The organism is Lewinella sp. (assembly GCF_050633125.1).
Taxonomy (GTDB): domain Bacteria; phylum Bacteroidota; class Bacteroidia; order Chitinophagales; family Saprospiraceae; genus Lewinella.
On record NZ_JBOEFX010000227.1, the window covers coordinates 1 to 797 of the forward strand.

Annotated in this window: 1 protein-coding gene; it reads right to left on the reverse strand. The window is 44.4% G+C overall.

Going from position 1 to position 797, the window contains the following annotated elements; translation table 11 throughout:
* Positions 1–797, reverse strand: a 797-nt coding sequence (locus ACRBG0_RS28445) for an IS256 family transposase (RefSeq protein WP_431490211.1), incomplete at both ends; no start/stop codon positions are given.

Below are 797 nucleotides of genomic sequence, written 5' to 3' on the forward strand. Positions count from 1 at the left end.
TCTTTATAGGCTAAATACTTCTTTGAGTTCCGGATCTGGTGAACGATACACAGCTGTATATCAGTCTTTGGGAAGATAGCTTCAATGGCTTCAACGAATCCACTCAAATTATCTATAGATGCAATTAGAATATCTTCCAAGCCCCTGTTTTGCAGGTCAGTAAGTACATTCATCCAAAACTTAGCGGACTCGTTTTGTCCCACATAAAGCCCCAGAACATCGCGGTAGCCTTCTTGGTTAACTCCAATGACCCCATAAACTGCCTTAGTAATTACGCGGCCTTCTTCACGGACTTTGTAATGAATAGCATCCATGAAAACAAAAGTGTAAACGCTTTCTAAGGGCCTAGTGCGCCATTCTTCCAGCAAAGGAATCACTTTATCGGTTACCCTGGAGATCGTGGAGGGAGAAACTTCTATACCATACATTTCTTCAAGAAAATCGCGGATGTCTCCCATTGAACTACCACGGGCATAGAGGGTCATGATTTGCTTTTCTAAGTCCTTAGGCAGCATTTTGGATCGCTTAGGAACAATCTGTGGTCGAAAGGTGCCTTGCCTGTCGCGGGGTGTTGTAATCTCTACTTCACCCAAGCTGGTGCGCACAATCTTTTTGCCTTTACCATTTTTTCGATTGGGAAGTTCTCCCTCGGCAATGTGATCTTCTACTTCACCTTCCATTGCCTTTTCCAAAAAAGCCTTAAGCAATGGCGTAAAGGCTCCGCCTTCACCCAGCAAGCCTTCTCCGGCTTGCAATTTGGCAATCGCTTGCTCGCGAAAACCTTCAAAATCAAAATC